Below are 21,468 nucleotides of genomic sequence, written 5' to 3'. Positions count from 1 at the left end.
GGTCATCCCCCGAAAAAACGGTTGAAGGCACGTTTGAGTAAGCCCTTGCTCCTGGTCATCTGGTTACCGACCAACACCTCGGTCATCTCGCGCACGGCGACGGTGATCGGAGCCCGCGGCGCTTGCACCCCCAACGGCACGCCAGAGTTCTGGCTCTGGCTGACCAGGTTGAAGTCGTTGGGTAATTTCAACAGGTTCACGCAGCGCAGCGCCTCGCCGATATCCTTGAGGCTGATCGCTGCCGACTTGTCATAGCGGTTGACCACCACCTGCAATTGATCCCCACGTACGCCCAGGTCGTCACGAAGAATCCGCATCAAGGAGCTGGCATCCCGAAGATGGCTGACGCTCTGCTGTACCACGACGTACACTCGATCCGCCTGCTCCAGTACTGCGCCTGTGAGGTGGTCGATTTGCCGTGGCAGGTCGACCACCACCCAGTCATAGCTTGCGCGGGCCAACTGCAACAATGCATCGAGTTGTTCCGGATGGGCATCCTGCGGCAGACACAGCTCACCAGCCCGGCCACCCAGCACATGCAAGGTCGGGCTGAAGTGGCTGCAAAAACCGCGTAGCGCTACGCCGTCCATGCCCTCGACCTGCAGCAACACCTCAAGGTGGCTGTGCGACTGCGCCACATCCAGATAATTAGTGACGCTGCCAAATTGCAGGTCCATATCCAGCAGCAGGGTATTGCCGCCCTTGACGCTGAGCTGGTGAGCCAGGTTGCAGGCCAGCAACGTACCGCCGGAGCCGCCCTTGGCGCTCATCACGGCGATCAGTTTGCCTTCTACCCCACTGCTGACACGGACCTCCGCGACCAGACGACTCAAGGCGGCGACCAATTCGGTCTCGACTATCGGCTCCGGCAGGACATCACGAGCACCGGCCTGCATCGCCAGTCGCATGCTGTCCTGCTCGCTCAACAGACCGCACACCAACAGCGGCGGACGCTCATGGGCCGGACGCTGTAACAGAGCAGCCAGCTCCTCGCGCCACAGGTGGCTCACACGCACCAACAACAGATCGGGCATCCGCTCCAGACCGTAGAGCGGGTCGACATGCCCATTACTCACCAGACGCGTGCTCACCTCCAGGCTGGGCATGCGCTGGCAAACGCTTTGCAGATCACGCAACGCCGTGGCATCACGGCTGCTGATCAGCAATCGCAGCCCGGGTTTTCCGGTCGCAGTGGTTAACGGAGTTTCCCTTATATTCAGCATGGAGTGACCTCCCCCGATTCGGAATGATGCCCAAGGGCTTCGCGTGGCAAGGTCGCCCTGAAGACCGGCAGGGTAATCGGCACACCAAACCCGGGAATAAACAGATTGAAAACGTAGCCTTGCAGGCTCAACTGGACATAACGGATGGCACGGAATCCGGTGACGCTGACGGTGTCGGTAGGGTTGGCCACCTGCGCGCCGTTCACGTCCAGGTAGGTCAGCGTCAGGTTGCCAGTGCCCAGATTGGTGATCAGCTGGCTCGTGCCCGCATTGCCCGCAGCATTGAAGATCGCCCGCTGCAACACGATCGGATCGCTGATGTTGCACACCGCCGCCAGGCGCGCGCCGCGCCGCACGGATTCATCGAGGGCATTCACCGTGAAGTACAGGCGGCCCATTTCCAGCACGCCGAACAACAGAATGAACACCAGCAAGCCGATGAAGGCGAACTCCACCACATAGACGCCGCGCATATTTTTGCGGTTCATCACAGAGCCCTCATGACAGTCGTGGCGACCAGCGGAATGCGCAGCGCAATCGAATTGGCAAAAAGCCCGGTTATCGAGCCGGCACAACCGCCACCACCAATTACCGGGCAGAAGGTATAGGTGATGGTGACCTGCACATGGTCGGTGCCCACCGCGGTGACCCCCACCATGCTGGTCGTCAACCCTGACACCACCGCGGCCCCGGTGGTGGCAGGCACGCCATAGACCGCCACGTTTTTCGTTTGGGTCACCAGTGTTGCGTTGCTCAGATCGACTTGTCCCAGTGTCGAGTTCCACGCCTGGCTGGCGATGTAACGGCCGGCATCACGGCTGGCCTGTAACAGGGTGTTGTACTGAAAGAGCATGCGACCGAACTCGCCGAGGGCCAGCAACAGCAGCAGCAACAACGGCAGGGCGATGGTGAATTCCACCAATGCCATTCCTTGCTGGCCCCGCCGTTGTTCAAACGCGTAAAGTCCCATGACGCCTCCTAAGAATCAGTGCTCGGAGTGCCGCTGCCATTGATGTAGGTTTTGTAGAGCTGAATGATCCGTGGGCCGGCATCACCCGAAGGATTGGGACCCGGCACATTGTCGCCCTGGCACTCCTGCACGAACTGTCCAAAGATCTCCGAGGTACTTCCCGTGCTACCGGCCGGCTGCACCACGAAATAGCAGCCAAAACCCAGGACCGGAATCGAGGTCGCACCATTGTTTTGCCCGGTGCAATTGCCAATCACGATTTTCAGCATCCGTCGCTCGTAAACCCCACCGCTCTGGCAACCACTGCCTGTGCCGGCGACACACGCGGCGGAACTCGCCAGCCAGTCGTTGTAGCCAAGCACCGCCTTGCCGCCAGCGGTGAGCGTGCCGTTGTTCGAAATGACGGGTTGGCCCTTGTACTCCGCCCGTGGCGGTGTGCTTGAGCTGTTCCAACTGATCACGGGTGTGCTGTAGCTAACGATCAGGTCTGGGGGATACTGCGCGGCATTGACCGGTCCGTTGTACTGACCAAAGCGGGTGTTCAAGCCTTGGGACGTCGGGCCAACCTTGTTGCCCGGTGCAGTCGTGACATTTTGCCCGACGCTGCGGCATACCGAGCCGCCTCCCGCCAGGTCCTGTCTGACCGTACTGCCACCCGAACCAAAATCGAGCAACTGAAAGTTGCCTGGGCCAATGGCAGACGTAGTGCCAGAGCCGGTTTTCAAATCCTGCAAATCGCCGAAGTGATAGCCCCAGAACACACCGGTGCTCGGGCTGTATTTAGTCGGGTCACCACACACCATCAGTGGCGCCAGATCACAGGGGCTGGTGGGGCTGGGTCCGGCGGTAGCCATCGCCGCCACCACCTTGTTGCCGAGACCGGCAGTGCCCAATGCCTGAACGAAACTCCAGAAAAAACCGGTCAGGCGATAGCTCGATACCGTCACCCGAACGTAAGTGGCATTCGCAGGTCCCGGATAGGAGAACGGTCCATAGACGCTGTTGGCCAATTCCACCACAGCAAATGTGCCTGCGCTGCCGCCAATGGCCGTTGCCAATTCGCTGTTGCCGGTGGCATTGGCATTAAGTGTCAGCGTGTTCAGCGCGGCAGTGCGTGTTGCGCTGGCAAGGCTGGTACTGCCTGTGACCTGACTCAAGGTTTTAGCGCCACTCAGGGCCGCGGCGTCCACCGCATTTTGCAGGCGTGTCTTGTTCAGCAACATATGGCCGCCGTCCAGCGCCAGCGCCGCCATCATGGCGATCGCCGCCAACGCGATCACCATCAGTACGGTCACCGATCCCCGCTGGCGCCTTGGCGTTACCGGGAACGGCCGTTGAATTCGAGGATTCATCGTCAAGCCCTCATTTGCCGATACTGAACTGGATCAGCTCCACCACTGCATGGGTGCCCTGTCAGTGCACATTGACGACATGGGATTCGATCCCACGGATAACGGTGATAGCCCCGCCGCCACTGCCGCTACGGTGCACCACGCGCCTTGGCGCGGTTTCGGTGGCCATGGCGATGGTCTGCGTAACAGGCGCAACAGGCGCGACGGCCGGCTTTTTCGTGAGGTTCAGCGGGTTGCGCAGAGCCAGTTGCAACTTCCCTTCCGTCTGCGCCGTGACCAGGGCCTCCGCCTCAGTGGCCGTCATCTCCAGCGTCACTGCACGCACCACCACTGGTTGGGTCTTGTCGGTGCCCGCCGTCTGATCCACCGCCAACACTCGCAGGTTTTCGAGGATGGTCTTGGACACGGCGTTGTTGCTGCTGCCATCGGTGTGTTTGGTGGCCAACACATCAACCCGGTTACCCGGCAACAGGAACCCGCCGACACCGACCACATCGTCCACCCGTACCGAAATGGCACGTTTGTCTGGCGCAATCAGCGAGGCCAGAGTGCTGCCACCCAAGTGTTCGCTCAGTCGTGCACCCCGCACAATGTCGCCCCGCAGGATGTCGAACGTGGCGATCTTGCCCACCGCTTTATCGCTGGAATCGAAGGCATCGTCCGGGATCGTATCCATGGGCATGCGCACAGTCGTGACCTGCTGGGCCTCGACCATCTGCCCGAAAGGAATCTCGACCGTGGCGACCACCACGCTTCGAAGGTGGTCATCCGGGCTGGCATTGAGCCGTGAACTCAGCCAGGTGTTGGCCATCCATGCGGCGCCAAGGCCCATGACCAGGGAAATACCAATCAAGGTGACAGTACGAGAACTCATGTCTGTATCTCCTACTCAAAGGAAGTCGAGCTGGACAAAGTAGTTGTGCCAGGCCCATTCCAGCTCCTGCCGCGACAATGGCCCGGAACCGCCCAGGTAACGCTGACGATCGAGCGCCATGTTCAGGAGATCGCGGGGGTGGCAAGGCACCAGGGGCATGCCTTCAATGGCGTAAAGTCTCTGCAGTGCATAACGCACCAGCAGCGGGTCATAATAAATACCCAGACGCTCGGACTCCTGTTGCCAGATCCGTTCGTACTCTTCGGGTTTCAGGTAACCGAATTGCAGCTTGTAGCCAATTCGACGGAGGAAGGCCTCATCAGCCAACTCCAGGGGGTTGAGGTTGGTGGAAAACACCAGAATCAGATCGAACGGCAGCTCGCAATGCCGTCCGCCGCCCAGGTTGAGGAAGTCACGCTTCTCTTCCATCGGGACGATCCAGCGATTGAACAGCTCGGCGGGGGCCATGCGCTGGCGCCCCATGTCATCGATGATGAACAGGCCATTGCTGGCCTTGAGCTGCAAGGCGGCCTGGTACTGACGGGTGAAGGGGTCATAGCGAACATCCAGCTGCTCCATGCTCAACTCACCACCGGTGATGACAATCGGGCGTTTGCAGCAAATCAGTCGACGGTCGATCCCTTCGTTGAGCATCAAATTGTTCTGTTGGCCGTTATCATCCAGACGCTGGTGCACCTGCGGGTCATAGATCTCGATCACCGACTCGTTGATCACGATGGCATGGGGCACCCAGATGGCCTCGGCGAACAGACGAATCAGCCGACTGCTGACATAGGTCTTGCCGGTTCCCGCAGGGCCATAAATCATGATCGCCCGCCCGGAGTTCAGCGCCACACCCAATTGATCGAGCATCCCCTCCGTGAGCACTACGCCGTGAAGCGCCGTGCGCATATCGTGAGCGCTGATACGTCCATGGTGAATGGTCTGCACCTTGAGCAGGGAACGGTAGGCACTCACCGGGAACGGCGCCGCACCGATATAGCCGCTACGCGACAGGGCATCGCGGGCGGCACTGCGACCGCGTTCAGTCAGGCCATAACGCAGCGACTGCCCGCCTCCCGTTTGCGCACCCATCTGCCCAAGCACTTCGACACGACCATCCTTGCGCAGAAACGCCAGGACTTCTTCCATTACGGCTCCGGTCAGCGCCAGGCGCTCTACCAGCCGCGGCATGTCCAACACGCCGGCGTCGTACAAATGCTTGCACACCAACTCGCCGAGAAAACTGTCTGTCAGCCCCGTCTCGCTGATAGTGCATGGTTGGGGGGCCAGTCGCTGCACCGCTTCTCGCTCATTGTGGTAGGCATCACTATCGACGATGACGTGCATGACTAACCTCCCAACCCACTGGCAAAGAGTTGCCAGTGAACGGTGTTTAAAGTGCCGATCAGGATTGCGATCGTATATGGGAAAGGTTTGCCGGCTACTTCATCTGCAGTCGGTGCGAGATAGGACTGCGCTCTCAGAATCAGCCAATAGCGCGCCAGGGTCTGCAACAACTGACCGCGAACCAGCACTATCAGAAAACCGCAAATGCCACCGGCTATCAGGCTGAAAAATGCAGCCCACAACGCGTAATGGAAGGGTAGAAAACTGCCGACCATGGCCATCAACTTGACGTCACCGGCGGCCATGCCACCCAAGGCGTACATGGGCACAAACAGCACAAAACAGATCAAGATGCCCAGCAGGCTGTCTCCCAATCCGCTGACACCTCCTGAATAAGTCTGACTAGCCAATCCCAGGGCAAGGCCCAACAGAATCAGCAGGTTGGGAATACGGTGGCGAAGCAGATCGCTCACCACCGCCACGCCCAAAAGTCCTATCAGTAAAGCAGTCGATACCATCATTTCCGTGGACATGGCGCGTCTCCCTACTGGGAATTATCGTTGTCAGCACGCAACACCAGCATTAACGGCAGCGCACAGAGCCGCGATTTTGGTGTTCACCTGGCCGCCCAAAAGAATGAACGTCGCGGCAACAGCAACCGTAATCAGCCCACCTGCCACCGCGTATTCCACGATGGTCAGGCCATCCTCGTTTTTGATGAACTTCATTACTGAAGTCTTGCTTGCTTGCAGAAGCATTTTGCTCACCTCACTTAAGTGCTAGCGCTTTTTGTCATTCTTTCTGGGCAGTGCTGTCGGAACCCTGGTCAGGGCACAACAGCTTTGGGAATGCGGTGGCGACGCAGATCGCTCACCACCGCCATGCCCAGCAACCCCATCAGCAAAACAGTAGCAACCTGCTCCTCCATGGACATCGCCGCATCTCCCTAGCGGGAGTTTTCGCTCTCAGCACGCAACACCAGCATTAACGGCAGCGCACAGCGCCGCGATTTTGGTGTTCACATGGCCGCCCAAAAGAACGAACGTCGCGGCAACAGCGACCGTAATCAGCCCACCGGCCACCGCGTATTCCACGATGGTCAGGCCGTCTTCATCTTTGGCGAACTTCAGTACCGAAGTTTTGATTGTTTGAAGAGTCATTTTGCACACCTCATTTTCGATTGTTGTACTTCCGGGGGGCAGCACTTTATGTACTGCGTGTTAATACCTTAGTCAGGGTGCCGTCATGGGGGTTAGGAGGATTTTGCGCATCGCTAGGACTTTTTTGCGGGCACGCCAACTACCGGGTAATTGGCGTCTACAGAGGGAAAAGAAGGGAAAGGAAAAGCTAAAAACAAGGCATGGCTGGCCAATGCCATTGCCCTTTATTCACAAGCGACGAACGGTTGATCCCGAATGCGCCGCCAACACACCAATAAATAACCGACCGGCCCTGACTTCCAGGCAGAACATAGAGCGCATAGAACTAAATTCGGTTTTTCTTATCAGGATTTAGTCTGCAAAGTGATATCACATTGACAATACTACTCAGCGGAGGGAGGCACGAAGAACCTCGGAGCCAAACACATGACCTCGAACGTGATCAGGAAACCATCACTACTCTGGTTCGATCGGACCCACGATCGGTCCACAACCGAACTGATCACGCAGTTCGAGGAATCCTGCGACTGCAAACTGGCGAAAGACTCGGTGTTTTCCAGCGAGGTGCAGGCCGACATGATCTGCATCCATTTTGATCGCCCCGACACACCGGGCCTGAGGCTGTTGCTGGAGATCAAACGCACCGTACCGGCCATCCCGATCAGCATGTTCACCGTGCAACACTCGGAAGAACTGGCCGTATGGGCCATGCGTTCCTGTGTCTGGGAATACCTGGTGCTCCCCCTCTCAGCCACCGAGAAGAACCGCTACCTGACCGCTGTCGTTCAGCTCTACGAGCTGCGCCGCAATGTTGTCGACCACCGCAAGACATTACTGATCGACCACTCACCGACCCTGCCGGACAGCATCCGGCTGACCTCAGGACACCAAAAACACCAGGCGCTCAGCAACGTACTGCTGTACATCGACCAGCACTTTCGGGAGACCATCGACCAGAGGGAACTGGCGAAGCGCTGCGGCATGACGGCCTTTCGCTTCAGCCGCCTGTTCAAGGAAGCCAATGGACTTGGCTACATGGATTACATTTTGAACAAGCGCATGAACTTCGCGAAGGAATTACTCGACAACAGCCAGATGCCCATCACCAGCATCGGCTATGAGGCCGGCTTCAAGGACCCTTCCTACTTCGCTCGCGCCTTCAAGCAGTTCACCAACTGCACACCGAGTGAATACCGCCAGGCGCGCCATCTTAGAGCGTCGGTCGTAGCGGAGTTGGATGACACAACCGCTGAAGTGCTCGATAGCCTGATACATAGCCTCGGAGGCTGAGATGCCTTTTTAACGCGCACACAAAAACGCCGCTCATTGAGCGGCGTTTTTGTTAAATATGGAGCGGGAAACGAGACTCGAACTCGCGACCCCGACCTTGGCAAGGTCGTGCTCTACCAACTGAGCTATTCCCGCAAATGGCGTCCCCTAGGGGACTCGAACCCCTGTTACCGCCGTGAAAGGGCGGTGTCCTAGGCCACTAGACGAAGGGGACACGCTACCCGGAACACATGGTGTGTGTTCCAGTGTCCAGACCCGCATCCGAAGACTTGGTTCTGGTTTCACTCAACCCTGCCCGAAAGCAAAGCTGTTTAAAATTGGAGCGGGAAACGAGACTCGAACTCGCGACCCCGACCTTGGCAAGGTCGTGCTCTACCAACTGAGCTATTCCCGCATTGGCGTCCCCTAGGGGACTCGAACCCCTGTTACCGCCGTGAAAGGGCGGTGTCCTAGGCCACTAGACGAAGGGGACACACGTACAACATTCACTCCCTACCGCGTTTTGCTGTTGGCTTTACGCTGTAAGTGGCGCGCATTCTATGGATGGATTGAGGGGTCGTCAACCCCCAACTATAAATTTATTTAAATCAATGACTTCGCCGCCCTTTCAGGGGCATTTCCAGGTTTTCGTCCGACCGGGGTTTGACGCCTATATTCTGTCACTCGCCAAGACGCTATAGTCCTCACCAGCAGATGATGGCAATGTGCACCCATCCACACATTACCTATATAGACAGCGCAAAGGCTCGATTCAACTCGTCGCGCCACCCTATGCGCTCCCAGGCTTAGCCTCTACACTCGCATGCAAACCCTATAAAGAGGTCTTCACGGTGACACCACTCATGATCACCCTGCTAGTAATAGTCGGGATCGCAATATTGATCGCCATTGGCTACATGAACCATGTGGTGGAAAACAATAAACTGGAAAAGGCCCGCACCAAGGTCGAACTCAATGATCGACTGCGCCGTTGTGGCGAAATCACCGAGACCTTCCCTGGCCAGTTGATGACTCCGGCGCTCAAGTTGCTGCTCACGCGCCTGGAACTCAACGTCTGCCAACGCCTGCTCAATCTGGATAAATCCAGCTCGACGGTCAAAGCCCGCATTGACGAACTGAGTGCGCTGGTCGCGCAAGGCGAATCCATTCCGGTCAATAACCCGCCGGCACCGATCCAGACCGAAGCCAAGGCCAAGGACGTACGCTTTCTGCTTGAGGCCCTGCACGGTCAGGTCACTCGCGCGGCACAGGACGGTTTCCTGCCTGCCAACGAAGCCAAGCGCTGGATCCGCGAAATTCGGCACATCCTGGTATTGCTGCACATCGAGTTTTTCAACAACCTCGGCCAACATGCACTGCAACAGGAACAACCCGGGCAAGCCCGCCTGGCGTTCGAGCGTGGCGTGCAGTACTTGCGTAAACAGCAAGACCCGCAGGTTTACAGCGAACAGCTGCAGTACCTGGAAAAACTTCTGGCGCGCGCCAACTCCATGGTGCTGACCAACATTGCACCGGTGGAAGGTGAAGTTAACGAGTTGACCCAAGGCCTTAAAGAAGTAGAAGTCGACGCAGACTGGAAGAAGAAAGCTATCTACGACTGACACAGCACTTGTGGCGAGGGAGCAAGCTCCCTCGCCACACATCGCTTACAACCTGAAATGCCCTACCATCCCCTTCAGCTCAGCCCCCAACTGCGCCAGCTCGATACTGGACGTGGCATTGCCTTGCATGGCCAGCGAGGATTGATCGGCACTGGCACGGATGCTGGTCACGCTGCGATTGATCTCCTCGGCAACCGAGCTCTGTTCTTCGGCCGCTGCAGCGATTTGCTGGTTCATCTGCTGAATCAGCGATACCGCCGCCGCGATACTGCCCAGCGCGCTTTCGGTCTGTAGCGCATCACTGACTGCAAGCTTGACCAACTCGCCACTGCTCTGGATTTGCTGCACCGACGCCTGCGCGGCTGAACGCAAGGCGCTCACCAGACGCTCGATTTCTTCGGTCGATTGCTGGGTACGCTTGGCCAAGGCACGAACTTCATCGGCAACCACAGCAAAGCCCCTGCCCTGTTCACCCGCTCGCGCAGCCTCGATGGCCGCATTGAGTGCCAGGAGGTTGGTTTGCTCGGCAACGCTTTTGATCACGCTGAGGACAGTGCCAATGTTCTGGATTTCCGCACTGAGGCTTTCGATGCTGGAACTGGCCGACGTCGCCGAGTCAGCCAACTGTTCGATGCGTTGCATGCTCTGACGCACCACCTGCTGGCCGGTCTCGACCTTGCCGTCCGCTGTCTGCGCCGCCAGTGCCGCTTCCTCGGCGTTACGCGCAACGTCGTGCACGGTGGCAGTCATCTGATTCATCGCGGTGGCGACTTGCTCGGTTTCTTCCTTCTGGCTGCTGACTTCCAGGTTGGTCTGCTCGGTCACCGCCGAGAGTGATTGCGCGGAACTCGCAAGTTGCTCGATGCCGGCCTGCAAACCACTGACGATACTGCTCAGCCCAGCGCCCATTTGCTGCATTGCCTGCATCAACTGGCCGATTTCATCACGTCGCGTTACCTGCACGGTCGCGCTCAGATCGCCCGCTGCAATTTGCTGAGCGACGAGAATCACGCTGCGCAGTGGCGCAACGATCAAGCGAGTAATCACCCACGCTGCAATCAGCCCGACCAGCAGCGCCAGGGCCGACGATGCGATAATCAACAGCGAGTTCTTCTTCAGCTCCGCCTGCATCGAGTGGTCCTCAGCGCCATAGGCCTGATCGACCCGCTGCACCACTTCGGCGGCACGCTCATGCAACTGCTGATAGACCTTTTTCTCTTGAGTCAACAGCCCCGTGTACTCGGCCAGTTTTTCGCTGAAACTGGCGATATGTCCGGTCACTTCATTGAGCACGGTCTGGTAGCCCGCATCCTTGACCGTGTTTTTCAACGCCTCAGCCTGCGTCAACGCCTGGTCGGCCTGTTCAATCTTGCCTTGTTGCTCGGCGCTTTCGTCGCTGACCTTGCGGCTCTGATCCAGGCGCACCCGCGCCTCATTCATTGCCTGCAACATCAATCGCGACACCTGACTGACCTGATTGGCCTGCTCGATAAACTCCGCGCCATCCTTGCCTTGCGACTCCTTGAGCGCATAAGCGCCATCGTCGGCAAGACCCGCCTGCAGCACATCAAGGTTATTGGCCACGCTGGACACCGACCAACTGGCCATTTCCAGCGCCAGGTCCTTGGCCTGGGTCAGTTCGACAAACTCATCGAAGGCTTTGCGGTAAGCCCCCAGCGACTGCTCGACATCATTCATCACCGGGACGTTAGCCGCTGACTGAGCCTTGAGTTGCGTTGCGAGGGCGATCAACGCGTCAACACCCTCGTGCAAGGCATCGACGGTTTTCGGATCACTGTGCAAAGCGTAATCCTGCTCCAGCAAACGCACCTTGAGCAAACTACTGTTGAGCGACGACATCTGCTTGAGCCCATCGAAGCGCTGGCTGATAGTTTGTAAGGACCAGACACCGATAGCGGCCACCAGGGCCGTCAACAGCAGGACCAGAATAAAACCGACACCCAGTTTTTTTGCCATACCGAGGTTGGCAAAACGTCCTTGCACGGCCGAAATCATTGCTCGTACCCCCCTTCCCATACCCAATGGCAACATGGCCATTTTCAGTTGTTGCAGGTTCGCAACGGGGTGCACTCAAGCACAAGTCTTTGGCGCCGCAATAATGGCAAAAAGCTACGCAGAAGTCGTTTTCAGAACGGTCGAAGTCGATCCGGTAATGCGCAGGCCTTAAAAAACGCCAGCGCCCGCGGATCACTGGCATAAGCCACATTGATGCGTAACCAGTCGCTGGCCTCGCCACTGGGGCTGAAGGCCGTCCTGGAGGACAGCGCGATACCGAATTCGTGAGCCCGCGCGCGCACCTGCGCCGGCTCTTGTGCTCGTGGTCGGGCCCAAATGTACAACCCCCCCGCAGGCTTGCCGAACACCTCCCACTCGGCGTCTTCAAGCACCAGCAATGTCGCCGCCCTGTCACGCTTCAAACGCTGACGCTGGCGCTGTACCAGTTTGCGATAGGTGCCATTGAGCAACAGACTGCTCAGCACCGACTCGCAAAACCGCGAAGCACCCAGGCTGGTAATCATCTTCACTTCTGCCAGGCGGGCAATGATGGCGGCGCTGGCCACGACATAACCGACCCGCAGCGAACTGCTGAGGGTTTTCGAAAAGCTACTGACATAAACCACGCTCTCACCTGCATCCATTGCCGCCAGGCGGGTACCGGCACTGCCCTGAAAGTCAGCGTAGACGTCATCTTCGACGATGATCAGCTCATGACGCTTTGCCAATTCGAGAATCCGTTGCGCAACGGCCGGCGCCAGGCTACTGCCGGTGGGATTGTGGAACAGGCTATTGATGAACAAGGCGCGGGGCTTATTCGCCCCCAACAGCGCCTCAAGTACCGCAATATCCGGACCGCGAGAGGTTCGTGGCACCTCCAGCAATCTGACGCCACGCAACCTGAGCAGCTCGAACAGATTCGAATAGCCCGGACTTTCGACCACCACACAATCGCCCGGCTTGAGCAGTGCCCGTACGATCAGGTCCAGCCCGTGAGTAGCCCCCGCCGTGGTGAGTACCTGATTCTCATCGACGGCGATATTGATCTGTTGCAGGCGTTTGAGGAGCTGTTGGCGCAAGACAGGCAACCCGTATGAGGTGCTGTAGTTGAACAATCCGGCCATGTCGGTACGAGATACCTGGCGAATGGCATAACTGAGGTCGTCGCTCTCGCGCCAGGTTTCAGGCATACCACCATGCCCCAGCGGCAACTTGTCCAACGGGCTCTCGCCCAATCCGACATGGCTTGCATCAGCCACCGCAAGGTCTGATTGCTCACCACAACGATGTGTCGCGGTCAAAGGCCCGGCAACGAAAAAGCCCGAGCCATGACGCGACGCAAGCACGCCTTGGGCGACCATGCGTTCATACGCTTCAATGACACTGGACTGACTGAGCAGATTATCCCGGGCCAGCTGTCGAATAGACGGTAAACGTGTTCCTGGTTCAACGGCACTTTGGCGAATCCAGCCCGCCAGGGCGTCAACAATTTGCTGCACGACTGGCACCAGCGCCTGCCGATCGATTCTCAATTCCATGAGAGACCAACTCCAACGGTATGTTGTATTTCTGGAGTCAGTTAAGCACAGGCGCTCTCATGAAGATGTGCGACAACGCCGCCAAAACGCGCTCTTCTAACCCTTTGAAACACAATGTCCGGCGATTCGCCGCACACAAACCATCAGAACGCCGTCACCCCTCCATCCACCGCCAGCGAGTGACCGGTGGTGAACGCAGCACCATCGCTGCACAGATAAAGCACCGCACTGGCAATTTCCTCGACCTTGCCGATACGTCCTACCGGGTGCATGGCTGCGGCGAAATCGGCTTTCTTCGGATCGGCTTCATAGGCGCGGCGGAACATGTCGGTGTCGATAACCGCCGGACAGACCGCATTCACCCGGATTTTCTTCTTCGCATATTCGATGGCCGCCGACTTGGTCAGGCCGATGACCGCATGCTTGGACGCCGCGTAGATGCTCATCTTCGGCGCCGCGCCGAGACCCGCCACCGAAGCGGTATTGACGATGGCGCCGCCACCCTGGGCAAGCATCAGCGGCAGCTGGTACTTCATGCACAGCCAGACGCCTTTGACGTTGACGCCCATGATCGCGTCGAACTCATCGACAGTGCCTTCGGCCAGCTTGCCCTTTTCGATTTCGATCCCGGCGTTGTTGAAGGCGTAATCGACGCGGCCGTAAGTGCTCACCGCCTGAGCCATCAGGTTTTGCACGTCGCTTTCCAGGGTCACGTTGCAACGCACGAACTGCGCTTCGCCACCGGCTGCCCGGATCAACTCGACGGTGCCTTCGCCGCCCGCCACATCGAGGTCCGCGACCACCACTTTCAACCCTTCGGCGGCAAACGCCTGGGCGGTCGCGCGGCCAATACCGGCGGCTGCACCCGTCACCAACGCTACCTGGCCGGAAAACGTCATGCTCATTGTTATGTCCTCGAAAAATGTGGGTGATCGCGTTTTCGCAGTCTAGCCATCCGGCCCCGTCACGCGGCAGCACTATCAGAGGGCCGGTTGATTGCTTATGAGTTGCAGTGATGGATATCCCCGTCCGACTATCACTCCACTGGATCGGGTTGTATTCGCTGCGTCAGCAAACCTTGCGACAACGGCCATGAGGGTCTATCAATCAGACTTCATTCAACCTTGAGTGCCCGCCATGACTGCCCAGACCAACCGTCAATTCCTGCTCGCCAAACGCCCGGTGGGAGCTGCGAACCGCGAGACCTTCACCTATCAGCAAGTCCCGGTCGGCGAACCGGCGGCGGGCCAGATTCTGGTCAAGAACGAATACCTGTCGCTGGACCCGGCCATGCGTGGCTGGATGAACGAAGGCAAGTCCTACATCCCGCCAGTGGGCATCGGCGAAGTAATGCGCGCGCTCGGCGTGGGCAAGGTGATTGCCTCGAACAACCCGGGATTTGCTGTGGGTGACTACGTAAACGGTGCGCTGGGTGTGCAGGATTACTTCCTTGGTGAGCCTCGAGGTTTCTACAAGGTCGATCCGAAACTGGCGCCATTGCCGCGCTACTTGTCAGCGCTGGGCATGACCGGCATGACCGCTTACTTTGCGCTGCTTGACGTCGGTGCGCCGAAAGCCGGTGATACTGTGGTGCTGTCGGGCGCGGCCGGCGCAGTGGGCAGCATTGCCGGGCAGATTGCCAAGATCAAAGGCTGTCGTGTGGTGGGTATCGCCGGCGGCGCGGACAAGTGCAAGTTCCTGATTGACGAACTGGGTTTCGACGGTGCCATCGACTACAAGCACGAAGACGTGGTTGCCGGCCTCAAGCGCGAATGCCCGAAAGGGGTAGACGTGTATTTCGATAACGTCGGCGGGGATATTCTCGACGCCGTGCTCAGCCGGCTGAACATGAAGGCCCGGGTGGTGATCTGCGGCGCCATCAGCCAGTACAACAACAAGGAAGCGGTCAAAGGCCCGGTCAACTATCTGTCGCTGCTGGTCAACCGTGCACGAATGGAAGGCTTTGTGGTGATGGACTACGCCGCACAGTACGCCACCGCCGCGCAGGAAATGGCCGGGTGGATGGCCAAGGGGCAGATCAAGAGCAAGGAAGACATCGTCGAAGGACTGGAGACGTTCCCGGAAACGCTGATGAAACTGTTCAGCGGTGAGAACTTCGGGAAGTTGGTGTTGAAGGTGTAACCCAAAATTTGAAGTGCCCACAAAACTAATGTGGGAGCGAGCCTGCTCGCGATAGCGGTGTATCAGACAACTTCAGATGTCGACTGACACTCCCTCATCGCGAGCAGGCTCGCTCCCACATTGGATCTTCAGTGTCTGATCAGGCCAGTTCGGCCACTACGGCGGCCAGGGCTTTGGCCGGATCGGCCGCCTGGCTGATCGGGCGACCAATCACCAGATAGTCGGAACCGGCATCCAGCGCCTGGCGCGGCGTCAGAATACGGCGCTGATCGTCCTGGGCGCTGCCCGCCGGACGGATCCCCGGGGTCACCAGTTGCAGCGACGGATGCGCCGTTTTCAAGGCACGGGCTTCCAGTGCCGAGCACACCAGACCGTCCATCCCGGCTTTTTCCGCCAGTGCCGCCAGACGCAATACCTGCTCTTGCGGTTCGATGTCCAGGCCAATCCCGGCCAAATCCTCACGCTCCATGCTGGTCAGCACGGTCACGCCGATCAACAGCGGTTTTGGACCGCTGCGCTGGTCGAGCACTTCGCGACAGGCCGCCATCATGCGCAGACCGCCGGAGCAATGCACGTTGACCATCCACACACCCATCTCCGCTGCGGCCTTGACGGCCATCGCGGTGGTGTTCGGAATGTCATGGAATTTAAGATCGAGAAACACCTCGAAGCCCTTGTCACGCAGGGTTCCGACGATCTCCGAAGCGCAGCTGGTGAACAATTCTTTACCGACTTTGACCCGGCACAGCTTCGGGTCCAACTGGTCGGCCAGCTTCAGTGCGGCGTCACGGGTAGGGAAATCCAGGGCGACGATGATAGGAGTCTGGCAGGCGGACATGAGCGGGCTCTCAGGCAAGTCGAAATCGGCGCGCATTGTAGCGGAACGCGAGGCCGTCCGGGACCCGATGATCGGTAAATCATCTTCAACGGTGCGGATCAGCGGATGATAAACCCCGCAGGCACCGCAATTGTGTCGAAACAGATACACTCACGACACGCCCTCAACACCCCCAAAGGCTACCCTCGCCACTCGCAAGACTTCCTACAGCACTTCCCGCCTCACGGCCGGACGCCTATGCTGAAGCCACAACCTCGCGGCCTATCTTTTGTGGTTGGCAGCCTCTCTGGCAGATGAACGTACGCATGCATAATAGCCCCGCTCCTCTGAACGACGATCAAAAAGCCCCCGCCATCGGCGAAGACAAACGCTGGAACACCCGCGCGCTGATCGTTGACGATGACGTTCCGATCCGTGAACTGCTGATCGACTACCTGGCCCGTTTCAACATCCACGCCAGTGGCGTTACCGATGGCGCCGCGATGCGTCTGGCGCTGCAAGCCGAGCATTACGATGTGGTGGTGCTGGACCTGATGCTGCCCGGCGAAGACGGTCTGTCGCTGTGCCGCTGGCTGCGCACCGAATCGGACATCCCGATCCTGATGCTCACCGCCCGCTGCGAGCCCACCGACCGTATTATCGGCCTGGAACTGGGTGCCGACGATTACATGGCCAAACCCTTCGAACCACGGGAGTTGGTCGCACGGATTCAAACCATCCTGCGCCGCGTGCGCGATGACCGCACCGAGCAACGCGCCAACATTCGCTTCGACAACTGGCGCCTCAACAGCGTGCTGCGCCAGTTGATCTCCGCCGATGGCCTGGTGGTGCCGCTGTCGAACGCGGAATTTCGTTTGCTCTGGGTGTTCATCGAACGCCCACGACGGGTGCTCAGCCGTGAACAACTGCTGGACGCCGCCCGTGGACGCTCGATCGAAGCGTTCGATCGCAGTATCGATTTGCTGGTCTCGCGCCTGCGGCAAAAACTCGGTGACGATCCCAAATCACCTGCGCTGATCAAAACCGTTCGCGGCGAAGGTTACCTGTTCGACGCCCGAGACATCGGCTGATGCGTGCGCGCTTCGATACGCTGTTCGGTCGCCTGTTTGGCGTGCTGTTGCTGGCGATTTTCCTGGCGCACCTACTGGCTTTCTTCTGGTTCCACCATTACGGCCCGAAGCCTCCGCCCCCCCCTCCGGAGTTTTCCGCCGAGATCAACGGGCAACCGCCGTCACCGCACTTCAAAAACAGGCCGCCACGGCCCTGGTTTGGTGGGCCGATCGTACCGCTGACCTTTCAGCTTATCTCGCTGGTGGTCGCCGCCTGGTACGGCGCGAAGCTGCTCTCCCGGCCGATTCAACGCCTGAGCGCCGCTGCCGAGAGTCTCAGCGAAAACCTCGACAGCCCGCCGCTTGATGAATCCGGCCCACGGGAGGCACGGCAAGCGGCGCACACCTTCAACCTGATGCAGAAGCGCATTCGTGAGCAGGTACAGCAGCGCTCACGCATGCTCGGTGCTGTCTCCCATGACCTGCGCACGCCACTGTCGCGGCTCAAGTTGCGCCTGGAGCAGATCGACGACGACAAACTGCAAGGGCAGATGCGTCAGGACCTCGACGACATGATTCGCATGCTCGACGCCACCCTGAGTTACCTGCATGAACAACGCACCAGCGAAGCCCTGCAGTGGATGGATGTGCAGGCGCTGATCGAATCGCTCTGCGAGAACGCCCAGGATCATGGAGCAGACGTACAGGCCAGCGGGCACTGTGCGCCGTTGCAGGTTCAACCGATGGCCTTGCGCTCCTGCATCAACAACTTGCTGGACAATGCCTTGCGTTACGCCGGCCAGGCGCTGATCAACCTGGAGGACAGTCGTGAACAGCTGATCATTCGAGTGATCGACCATGGCCCCGGCATCGCCGCCGACAAACGCGAAGCAGTGTTCGAGCCCTTCTATCGCCTTGAAGGCTCGCGCAACCGCAACTCCGGCGGTGTTGGCCTGGGCATGACCATCGCGCGCGAAGCTGCCGAGCGGCTGGGTGGCGCATTAAGCCTGGAAGACACCCCGGGTGGCGGCCTGACTGCGGTGATTCGCCTGCCACGGGTCTGAACAGACTCTGTGTGCTGATTCGTACAAATTCCACATACCCACGACAACTCCTCCCCCGAGGCTGCATGGGCCGGTGCCTTCACCGGTTTTATCCATCCGCGGGGAGTGAGCCCATGATCGGCAGCGTCAGCAGTAACTCCAGTAATACCAGCGCCACCAGTGCGGCCTACACCGCCCGACTCCAGCAGCGTCAGAAAGAACTGTTCGCCAAACTCGACACCAACGGCGACGGAACCGTTTCCAAGGATGAGCTGAACAGCGCCCTGGCGAAGAATCCCGACAGCCGCGTACTGAACAGCCTGAGCCAGCAGTTCAGCAGCCTGGACACCGACAACAGCGGTAGCCTGAGCAGCCAGGAAATGGCCGCCATGACTCCGCCGGCACATCACGCCCACGATCAGCCGCCCAGCACGGAACTGGCCGACACCATGCTGAGCCTGCTGGACAGCAATGGGGACGGCAGCATCAGCAGCGCTGAGCTGAGCAACGGACTGACAAAAGCCGGCAGCACTGCCGACAGCCAGTCCCTGTTCGCGGCGCTGGACACGAACAACGACGGGACGGTGAGCAAGGACGAGCTGCTTGCCGCCCTCACACCGCAACAGCCGCAGACGCTGTCCAGCCAACCGGGCACGAACTGTGATAGCAGCATCAGCGCCACCGAACCGAGCAATGCCCTGACCACAAGCTCGTCCACCAGCAGCACCGTCAATGACACAGCCCTGCTCACGGCATTGCAAACGGGCAGCAGCCAAACCAGCGGCACCATCGATCAAGGCGCCGTCGCCGAGGCCCTGAGCAAGTTGATCGTCAGCATGAACCAGCAGTACTCGCAGACCAATACGCTGAACTCAAGCAAAAACCTGAACGCCGCGGCCTGAGGTTATTGAACCCATAACCTGTGGCGAGGGAGCTTGCTCCCGCGGGCCAGTCCGCGCTCGGGCGAAGCGGCCCTGAAAATGGGACTGCTACGCAGTCCAGCGGGAGCAAGCTCCCTCGCCACAGGTTCAGTATTCGACTTGACTGATCGGCATTGGGGCTTGCCCCCTCACCACAATTGATCAGCGCTTTTCTTCAACCCGCCCCTGACTGTTACTCCAGTCGATCAACAGGCTGTACGCCACGGCCAACAAGGTCGGGCCGATAAACAACCCGATAAACCCAAAGGCAATCAACCCGCCAAACACCCCGAGCAGCACGATCACCAGCGGCAAGTTGCCGCCACGGCTGATCAGGTAGGGTTTGAGCACGTTGTCGACGCCACTGATGATGAAGGTGCCCCAGATACCGAGAAACACCGCCAGGCCGTATTCGCCCTTCCAGGCTAGCCAGGCAGTGGCCGGAATCCATATCAGCGGCGGCCCCATGGGAATCAGGCTGAGCAGGAAGGTAGCGATACCCAGTACCAGCGCGCCCGGCACACCGGCAATCAGGAAGCCGATCAACGCCAGAATCGCCTGGGCAGCAGCTGTGCCGATGACCCCGTTGACCACCCGTTGCACCGTTCCGGCCACCAATTCGATGTAGTAACCGGCACGCTCGCCGATCAGCCGTTCGAGCAGACGATGAACGAACATCGCCAAGCGCGGGCCATCACGGTAGAAAAAGAACACGAAAACGATGCTCAAGGTCAGCTCGAGAATACCGCCGCCGATCTGCGCACTGCGCGCCAGCAACCAATTGCCGACCTGCCCCAGATAAGGTTTGACCGCCAACAAAAGCGCCGCGCCTTGCTGGTCAATGCTGTTCCAGAGCCCCACCAGCCGCTCGCCGACCAAAGGAATCCCGGCCAGCCACACCGGCGCCGCCGGCAAGCCGTCAACCTGCACGTCCTTGATGAACACCGTGGCATCACGCACATGATCGGCCAGGTTAAACCCGAGCCACACCAGCGGCACCGCCACCAACACCATCCAGCCCAGGGTCAGCAAGGCGGCCGCGACGGATTCGCGACCGTTGAGCCAGCGGGTCAGCAAGCGCATCAGCGGCCAACTGGCGAACGCCAGCACCGCGCCCCAGAACAGCGCTGACCAGAAGGGCGCCATCACCCAGAAGCTGGCACCGAACAACACCAGGAGCAGGATCTGCACCAACAGGCGATCGTTATTGAGCATGAAAAGTCTCGAGCAAGGTCAATCAATAAAGAGCAGGCGAACGGCCAACGGCACGTACGCCAGGGGATAAGATTATCGCAGGAACTCGATGTGCAGGCCGGTTGCTGGCACGTTGCCAAGTTCCATCCGCGCCGCACGCACGCCCTGCCCGACCAGCGCCTGGCGCCAGGCCTCGGCGTTGATCCCGGAAACGCTGACGCGCAAGGTGGTATCGAGGTTCAAGCCGCGCGACAGCAATGTCAGCCAGACCGGTTGCGGGTCGCCCGTCAGATGCGGCAGGTCCAGCACGCCGGTGTCCTTGAGCTGACGCAACAGGGTCGCGGAGGTCGGCAACAACTCGCCCAGTGGCGTGCTGGCGTCGAACTGCTCGACATGCAGATAAGCTTTGCGATTGCCGCGAGTGATGCTGTACAGCGCTACCAGCGAGTTGTCCTGTGGTGCCGCGAGTCGCAGCAGCAGATAAGCCTGTTGATCGTCGGCGCCATAGAGTTTGGCGTTGCCAAACACCCCATTGGCCCACAGGCTGCTTTCGCCGCAATCGCGGGCCTGGCACCAGAACAACAGCTCGGCGCCCTGTTTCTGCAAGGCCTCGCGAGCAGCGGTGAAGGCCTCGGTGGACGAATGCTCCGGCGGCAACTCGTAGGTCACCGATGTCGTTTGCCCACGGGCGCTGACCTGACCATCGAAACGCAGCTGGCCACTGATTTTACGGACCGACCCCATCGGGTAGATCCGTTCAAGCTCGGCAGCCGGGCGATAGTCGACAATCTGCGCATCGGCCAGACGCGGCACCAATGGTAAATCGTGACTTCCAGGTACATCGGCGGCAAACACCAGCGAACTGAAACACCCCAGCCCCAACAAACCGATTAAACGCATGCTTTTCA

The 21,468-nt window shown here is 59.2% G+C and carries 21 protein-coding genes, 4 tRNA genes and 1 pseudogene; 6 read left to right on the top strand and 20 right to left on the bottom strand.

Going from position 1 to position 21,468, the window contains the following annotated elements; translation table 11 throughout:
- Positions 1 to 2: 2 nt before the first annotated feature.
- From NTD87_RS00545 to NTD87_RS00505, 9 genes are all read right to left on the bottom strand, one after another.
- On the bottom strand, positions 3 to 1,223 hold the full coding sequence (locus NTD87_RS00545; RefSeq protein WP_262111129.1) for an AAA family ATPase: 1,221 nt from the start codon (positions 1,221 to 1,223) through the stop codon (positions 3 to 5).
- On the bottom strand, positions 1,217 to 1,711 hold the full coding sequence (locus NTD87_RS00540) for a TadE/TadG family type IV pilus assembly protein (protein ID WP_262111128.1): 495 nt from the start codon (positions 1,709 to 1,711) through the stop codon (positions 1,217 to 1,219). Before NTD87_RS00540 ends, NTD87_RS00545 begins: the two co-directional genes overlap by 7 nt.
- Positions 1,711 to 2,193 (bottom strand): TadE/TadG family type IV pilus assembly protein, encoded by a 483-nt coding sequence (locus NTD87_RS00535; RefSeq protein ID WP_262111127.1) that lies wholly within the window; start codon positions 2,191 to 2,193, stop codon positions 1,711 to 1,713. Before NTD87_RS00535 ends, NTD87_RS00540 begins: the two co-directional genes overlap by 1 nt.
- Positions 2,194 to 2,201: 8 nt before the next feature.
- On the bottom strand, positions 2,202 to 3,545 hold the full coding sequence (locus NTD87_RS00530) for a pilus assembly protein TadG-related protein (protein WP_262111125.1): 1,344 nt from the start codon (positions 3,543 to 3,545) through the stop codon (positions 2,202 to 2,204).
- Between the two features lie 61 nt (positions 3,546 to 3,606).
- Positions 3,607 to 4,419, bottom strand: a complete 813-nt coding sequence (cpaB, locus tag NTD87_RS00525; protein WP_262111124.1) for a Flp pilus assembly protein CpaB — start codon at positions 4,417 to 4,419, stop codon at positions 3,607 to 3,609.
- A gap of 15 nt (positions 4,420 to 4,434) precedes the next feature.
- Complete coding sequence (locus NTD87_RS00520; RefSeq protein ID WP_262111123.1) at positions 4,435 to 5,769, bottom strand: AAA family ATPase; 1,335 nt, start codon at positions 5,767 to 5,769, stop codon at positions 4,435 to 4,437.
- Between the two features lie 2 nt (positions 5,770 to 5,771).
- A complete protein-coding gene (locus NTD87_RS00515) occupies positions 5,772 to 6,302 on the bottom strand; it encodes a prepilin peptidase (RefSeq protein WP_262111122.1) in 531 nt (176 codons plus the stop codon).
- A 30-nt stretch (positions 6,303 to 6,332) separates the two neighbouring features.
- Positions 6,333 to 6,527 (bottom strand): Flp family type IVb pilin, encoded by a 195-nt coding sequence (locus NTD87_RS00510; protein WP_262111121.1) that lies wholly within the window; start codon positions 6,525 to 6,527, stop codon positions 6,333 to 6,335.
- A gap of 207 nt (positions 6,528 to 6,734) precedes the next feature.
- On the bottom strand, positions 6,735 to 6,929 hold the full coding sequence (locus NTD87_RS00505; protein ID WP_262111120.1) for a Flp family type IVb pilin: 195 nt from the start codon (positions 6,927 to 6,929) through the stop codon (positions 6,735 to 6,737).
- Positions 6,930 to 7,355: 426 nt separating this feature from the next.
- On the opposite strand from NTD87_RS00505, the gene NTD87_RS00500 reads away from it, so the two are divergent.
- Entirely contained in the window at positions 7,356 to 8,219 is an 864-nt protein-coding gene (locus NTD87_RS00500) for a helix-turn-helix transcriptional regulator (RefSeq protein ID WP_262111118.1), read from the top strand.
- A gap of 59 nt (positions 8,220 to 8,278) precedes the next feature.
- Here NTD87_RS00500 and NTD87_RS00495 read toward each other — a convergent pair.
- The 4 genes from NTD87_RS00495 to NTD87_RS00480 all read right to left on the bottom strand — a co-directional run bounded on the left by NTD87_RS00495 (position 8,279) and on the right by NTD87_RS00480 (position 8,691).
- Positions 8,279 to 8,354 (bottom strand) — tRNA-Gly (locus NTD87_RS00495).
- Positions 8,355 to 8,357: 3 nt separating this feature from the next.
- Positions 8,358 to 8,433: transfer RNA gene (locus NTD87_RS00490), tRNA-Glu, on the bottom strand.
- A 104-nt stretch (positions 8,434 to 8,537) separates the two neighbouring features.
- A tRNA-Gly gene (locus NTD87_RS00485) sits at positions 8,538 to 8,613 on the bottom strand.
- Between the two features lie 2 nt (positions 8,614 to 8,615).
- Positions 8,616 to 8,691, bottom strand: a tRNA-Glu gene (locus NTD87_RS00480).
- A 370-nt stretch (positions 8,692 to 9,061) separates the two neighbouring features.
- Here NTD87_RS00480 and NTD87_RS00475 point away from each other — a divergent pair.
- Positions 9,062 to 9,820 carry a hypothetical protein gene (locus NTD87_RS00475; protein ID WP_262111117.1) on the top strand — a complete coding sequence of 253 codons (759 nt, stop codon included), beginning with the start codon at positions 9,062 to 9,064 and terminating at the stop codon, positions 9,818 to 9,820.
- Positions 9,821 to 9,865: 45 nt separating this feature from the next.
- On the opposite strand, the gene NTD87_RS27920 is transcribed toward NTD87_RS00475, so the two are convergent.
- The 4 genes and pseudogenes from NTD87_RS27920 to NTD87_RS00460 form a co-directional block, all read right to left on the bottom strand.
- On the bottom strand, positions 9,866 to 10,729 hold the full coding sequence (locus NTD87_RS27920) for a methyl-accepting chemotaxis protein (protein WP_410017445.1): 864 nt from the start codon (positions 10,727 to 10,729) through the stop codon (positions 9,866 to 9,868).
- Positions 10,727 to 10,951 (bottom strand): annotated as a pseudogene (locus tag NTD87_RS27915) (HAMP domain-containing protein); the annotation flags it as partial. The gene NTD87_RS27920 and the pseudogene NTD87_RS27915, both read right to left, overlap by 3 nt.
- A gap of 1,016 nt (positions 10,952 to 11,967) precedes the next feature.
- A complete protein-coding gene (locus tag NTD87_RS00465; RefSeq protein ID WP_262111114.1) occupies positions 11,968 to 13,374 on the bottom strand; it encodes a PLP-dependent aminotransferase family protein in 1,407 nt (468 codons plus the stop codon).
- A gap of 143 nt (positions 13,375 to 13,517) precedes the next feature.
- Positions 13,518 to 14,279, bottom strand: coding sequence for an SDR family oxidoreductase (locus NTD87_RS00460; protein WP_262111112.1), 762 nt, complete (start codon positions 14,277 to 14,279; stop codon positions 13,518 to 13,520).
- A 232-nt stretch (positions 14,280 to 14,511) separates the two neighbouring features.
- On the opposite strand from NTD87_RS00460, the gene NTD87_RS00455 reads away from it, so the two are divergent.
- The gene (locus NTD87_RS00455; RefSeq protein ID WP_262111111.1) at positions 14,512 to 15,516 is read left to right on the top strand and encodes an NADP-dependent oxidoreductase; all 1,005 of its coding nucleotides are present in this window, start codon (positions 14,512 to 14,514) and stop codon (positions 15,514 to 15,516) included.
- Between the two features lie 139 nt (positions 15,517 to 15,655).
- On the opposite strand, the gene pyrF is transcribed toward NTD87_RS00455, so the two are convergent.
- Positions 15,656 to 16,354 carry an orotidine-5'-phosphate decarboxylase gene (pyrF, locus tag NTD87_RS00450; RefSeq protein ID WP_262111110.1) on the bottom strand — a complete coding sequence of 233 codons (699 nt, stop codon included), beginning with the start codon at positions 16,352 to 16,354 and terminating at the stop codon, positions 15,656 to 15,658.
- A gap of 305 nt (positions 16,355 to 16,659) precedes the next feature.
- Between pyrF and NTD87_RS00445 the strand changes: the two genes are divergently transcribed.
- The 3 genes from NTD87_RS00445 to xopAW all read left to right on the top strand — a co-directional run bounded on the left by NTD87_RS00445 (position 16,660) and on the right by xopAW (position 19,348).
- Entirely contained in the window at positions 16,660 to 17,424 is a 765-nt protein-coding gene (locus NTD87_RS00445; RefSeq protein WP_262111108.1) for a response regulator, read from the top strand.
- Positions 17,424 to 18,467, top strand: coding sequence for a sensor histidine kinase (locus tag NTD87_RS00440; protein WP_262111107.1), 1,044 nt, complete (start codon positions 17,424 to 17,426; stop codon positions 18,465 to 18,467). Before NTD87_RS00445 ends, NTD87_RS00440 begins: the two co-directional genes overlap by 1 nt.
- Before the next feature lie 113 nt (positions 18,468 to 18,580).
- Complete coding sequence (xopAW, locus tag NTD87_RS00435; protein ID WP_262111106.1) at positions 18,581 to 19,348, top strand: XopAW family type III secretion system calcium-binding effector; 768 nt, start codon at positions 18,581 to 18,583, stop codon at positions 19,346 to 19,348.
- Between the two features lie 180 nt (positions 19,349 to 19,528).
- Here the strand turns inward: xopAW and NTD87_RS00430 are convergent, their stop codons facing one another.
- Together NTD87_RS00430 and NTD87_RS00425 are read right to left on the bottom strand one after the other, a co-directional pair.
- Positions 19,529 to 20,581, bottom strand: a complete 1,053-nt coding sequence (locus NTD87_RS00430; protein WP_262111105.1) for an AI-2E family transporter — start codon at positions 20,579 to 20,581, stop codon at positions 19,529 to 19,531.
- A gap of 72 nt (positions 20,582 to 20,653) precedes the next feature.
- Entirely contained in the window at positions 20,654 to 21,460 is an 807-nt protein-coding gene (locus NTD87_RS00425; protein ID WP_262111103.1) for a DUF4892 domain-containing protein, read from the bottom strand.
- Positions 21,461 to 21,468 lie beyond the last annotated feature (8 nt).

This window comes from Pseudomonas sp. 6D_7.1_Bac1 (assembly GCF_025465945.1).
Taxonomy (GTDB): domain Bacteria; phylum Pseudomonadota; class Gammaproteobacteria; order Pseudomonadales; family Pseudomonadaceae; genus Aquipseudomonas.
This window is presented reverse-complemented; position numbering and strand designations above follow the sequence as displayed.